At 64.2% G+C, this 4,218-nt stretch carries 3 protein-coding genes; 2 read left to right on the top strand and 1 reads right to left on the bottom strand.

Annotation, left to right across the window (positions count from 1 at the left end; translation table 11 throughout):
• Positions 1-241 precede the first annotated feature (241 nt).
• Positions 242-1,033, bottom strand: a complete 792-nt coding sequence (locus EN994_RS20320; protein ID WP_063170397.1) for an ATP-binding cassette domain-containing protein — start codon at positions 1,031-1,033, stop codon at positions 242-244.
• 212 nt (positions 1,034-1,245) lie between these two features.
• Here EN994_RS20320 and EN994_RS20315 point away from each other — a divergent pair, with 212 nt between their 5' ends.
• Together EN994_RS20315 and EN994_RS20310 are read left to right on the top strand one after the other, a co-directional pair.
• A complete protein-coding gene (locus tag EN994_RS20315) occupies positions 1,246-3,429 on the top strand; it encodes a TonB-dependent siderophore receptor (RefSeq protein WP_244514244.1) in 2,184 nt (727 codons plus the stop codon).
• A gap of 25 nt (positions 3,430-3,454) precedes the next feature.
• Positions 3,455-4,218 (top strand): ABC transporter substrate-binding protein (locus EN994_RS20310; protein WP_127307756.1); only part of this gene is annotated, 764 nt, incomplete at its 3' end.

Here is a 4,218-nt window from a genome sequence, read left to right as displayed (position 1 = left end):
GGGGCGACGGCCGGTGCGGCGGGGGCCGGCGCAATCGGCGCGGGGGCCGTGGGAGCAGCCGGGGTGGGGGCATCAATCGCCGGCGCGGCACCGGCCGGTTGCTCCTGGGCCATCGCGCTGCCGGCCGACAGGATGACGGATGCGACCAACGCCGCCAACAAACCAGTTCTCGACAACAGCTTCTTCCTTGTTCTCACAGCGGCCAGCCGCCTTCTATTTCCCGCCGCCGCACCAGATCTCGTCACTGCACATAGCCGACGGGCTGGCCGGTGACGGGGTGCGCGAACACGCCCATCTCCACGCCGAAAATGCCTTTCAGAACATCGCTGCGCATGATCTCGCCGGGTGTGCCGCGCGTCAGCAGCTTGCCGTCCTTGAGCGCGATCAGTTCGTCGCAGTAGCGCGCCGCCATGTTGGGATCGTGCAGCACGACGACGACGCAGAGGTCGCGTTTGCGGCTGAGTTCCTTGACCAGCCCGAGCACCTCGACCTGATGGGCGATGTCGAGTGCCGAGATCGGCTCGTCGAGCAGCATGACGCCGGCGTTCTGCGCCACCAGCATGGCGAGCCAGGCGCGCTGGCGCTCGCCGCCCGACAATTCGTCCACCAGCCGATCCGCGAACCCGTCCATGTCGGTCAGGGCCAGCGCCTCGTCGACATGCTGCCTGTCCTGCGCGCGGAAGCGGCCAAGCGCGCCATGCCAGGGATAGCGTCCCAACGTCGCCAGTTCGCGCACGGTCAGGCCGGTCGCCGCCGGTGTCGTCTGCGGCAGATAGGCAAGCGCGCGGGCAAATTCGCGGGCGCCCCATTGCGGCAACGGACGCCTGGCGAAAGTGATGGCGCCTGAACTCGCCGGCTGTTGGCGCGCCATGAGCTTGATCAGCGTCGACTTGCCCGAACCATTGTGGCCGATCAGCCCGTAGACGCGCGAGCGCTGCAGTTCGAGCGAGACCGGACCGAGCAGCGTCCGCTCGCCGACGGCAAAGCGCACCGCGTCGATATGGAAGGCAGTCTGGGCATCAATTCCAGCCATGCTCATGGCTTTTCTCCAGTGCGGCCGCCCGCATTTCCAGATTCCGGCTTTCGACGGCTCATGCCCGGTTGACTATGAAACATGACCTTACTAGTCAACATTGAAGATGACTGCAACGATCAACAAATCGTCGCGACCGGCAATATCGACATGAAATTTGGAAAAGGGGGCGCAGGATGATCTCGGGACGTGGACTGATTTGGCAGGACCGGATGGCGCGGAAGCGCCTGCTGATCGCAGCGGTGTCGGTGCCGGCCCTGCTTGGCTGCGGCCATGCCCTGGCCCAGGAGACGGTCACCACCACCCTGGACCCGATCAACGTCCAGGAACGTGTCGAAAGCGCCTTCGGGCCGGTCAAGGGCTACGTGGCCACCAAGGGCTCCACCGGCACCAAGACCGACACGCCGCTGATCGAGACGCCCCAGTCGATATCGGTGATCACCAAGGACCAGATGGAAGCACAGGCGATTGACAACCTCGGCGGCGTTCTGCGCTACACGCCCGGCGCCACCGGCGATCTCTACGGCACCGACAATCGCGGCCTCGGCCTGCAGTTGCGCGGCATTTCGAACGCCAACGGCGTCTTCTACAGGGACGGGCTGCAGCTCAAGGAGAGCAATTTCATCCTGTTCACCGCACTCGATTCCTATGGCGCGGAACGCTACGAGGTGCTGCGCGGACCAGCGTCGGTGCTCTACGGCCAGGCTAGCCCCGGCGGCATCATCAACTATGTCAGCAAGCGGCCGACCGAGGAAAACCTGCGCGAGATCGAACTCGGTGGCGGCAGCTTCAATCGCTATGAAGGCAAGTTCGATTTCAGCGGTGCCGTGAACGCCGACAAGTCGCTGCTGTTTCGCCTCACCGGTGCCGCTCACATGGGCGACACGCAGACCGATTTCGTCAAGGACGACCGCATCTTCATCGCCCCGGCGATCACCTGGCAGCCCGATGCCGACACCAGCCTGACCATCCTCGCCAACTATCAGCGCGACCGCTCGGGATGGGCGATGCAGTACCTGCCTGCCTACGGCACGGTCATACCGGGCAAGGACGGCAAGTACCTGCCGAACAGCATGTTCGTCGGCGAACCCGGCTTCGACTCCTACAACAACGACCAGGCCTCGATCGGCTACGAATTCGATCACCGTTTCAACGAAACCTGGCAGGTGCGACAGCATGCCCGCTACGTCCACCTCACCCACACCGAGGAGGGCGTCTTTGGTGGCGGACTGACGGACTCGAACGGCCTGGAACCTTCAAGCGGCGACTACTACCGTTATGCAGATGCCGGCGGCACCAAACTCAGCGGCGTCACCATCGACAACCAGGCACAAGCCGATTTCGACACCGGGCCGCTTGCCCACACGCTGCTCGTCGGCCTCGACTACAAACGCTACACTTACCGCGACTATGCCTCGGAAGGGACCGTCGAGGACGGTTTCAACATCTTCGATCCGGTTTACGGGTACCCGATCACCGATCTGACGCCCTACACCGATACCGACACCACCCAGCAGCAGGTCGGTCTCTATGCCCAGGACCAGGTCAAGTTCGGCAACTGGCGGCTGACCCTTGGCGGCCGCCAGGATTGGTCGGACGCCAAGGTCTACGACAATCTGGCCGGCGGCTACATTCCCGAGCAGAAGGACAACGCCTTCACCAGCCGCGCCGGCCTGGTCTATCTCGCAGACAACGGGCTTGCGCCCTATGTCAGCTACTCCGAATCGTTCCAGCCCGTGGCCGGCGCCGACAGCGACGGCAATCTGTTCGTGCCCGAGACCAGCAGGCAATACGAGATCGGGCTGAAATACCAGCCGACCGGCTGGAACTCCTTCATTACGGCATCGGTTTTCGACCTGACCCGACAGAATGTCGTGCGTTCCGGTAATGAGGGCTCGCCCAACGATCTGTTCCAGACCGGTGAGATCCGTTCGCGCGGCGTGGAATTCGAGGCCGTTGCCAGCCTCGATTCCGGCTTCGACCTGAGAGCGGCCTACACCTATCTCGACACGAAGATCACCAGGGCGACCGCTGTCGAAGATGTCAACGGCGTCTGGGTCAGCAACGAGGGCAACACGCCCTTCGGCGTGCCGGCCCATTCCGCATCGCTTTGGGCCAATTACACCTTCATGGGCGGCAAGCTCGAAGGTCTCGGCCTCGGCGCCGGTGTCCGCTATGTCGGCTCGACCTATGGCGACGACGCCAACAGCTTCAAGGTTCCGTCGGTCGTGCTCGCCGACGCGGCGGTGCATTACGCCTGGCAGAACGCCACGCTCAGCCTCAATGCCAGCAATCTGTTCGACAAACGCTACGTCGCCTCCTGCTTCTCCTCGGGCTTCGGCTGCTTCTACGGCGAGGGCCGCAGGATCAACGGTTCGGTGAAATACACATGGTAGAAGCAATGTGGCGGGCCGGCCCAAAATGGCGGCGCTGACACGGCGCCAGTATCTTGCCGGCCTCGCCGCGACCGGTCTCGCTTTGCCGGGCGGCACGGCACGCGCGGCACCTGCCCGCGTCGTCTGCCTGGAATGGACATCGGCCGAAATGGTGGTCTCGCTCGGCGTGTCGCCGCTCGCCGTCGGCGACACCAGGGGTTATGGCGACTGGGTCCAGGGCCCGGCGCTGCCGCAGGCCACCATCGACCTGGGGTCGCGCAGCGAGCCCAATCTCGAACTGCTTCGGGAATTGCGGCCCGACCTGATCGTCGGCGCCTATGGCTATGGCTTGGACGAGAACAGCTTCACCAGATTGGCGCCGACCTTCAATGTGCCGTTCTACAGCGGCAAGGCTCCACCTTACGCGCAGGCGCAGCAGGTGACGCTGCAGCTTGGCAACATGCTTGGCCGTGGGACGGAAGCAGAAAACCTTGTCGGGCGCATCGAAGCCTCGATCGCCCAAGCGCGTGCCAGGCTGGAGCGGGCGGTGCAAAAACCGGTCTGCGTCGTCAGCATGTTCGACGATCGCCATGTCCGCGTCTACGGCGCCGGCAGCCTGCTGCAGGACGTCCTCGACCGGCTCGGCCTCGTCAATGCCTGGACCGGCGCCACCAATGAATGGGGTTTTTCGACGGTCGGCATCGAGGAACTGGTCGCCGTCGGCGAGGCGCAACTGATCTCGCTCGATCCGATCCCGCCGCACGTCAGGATCAGGATCGCCCGCAACTCGCTCTGGGCCAACCTGCCCTG

The organism is Mesorhizobium sp. M7A.F.Ca.CA.002.09.1.1, from assembly GCF_003998555.1.
Lineage (GTDB): Bacteria > Pseudomonadota > Alphaproteobacteria > Rhizobiales > Rhizobiaceae > Mesorhizobium > Mesorhizobium ciceri.
Note: the sequence above shows the minus strand (reverse complement) of the source record. Positions and strands in the feature narration are given on the sequence as shown.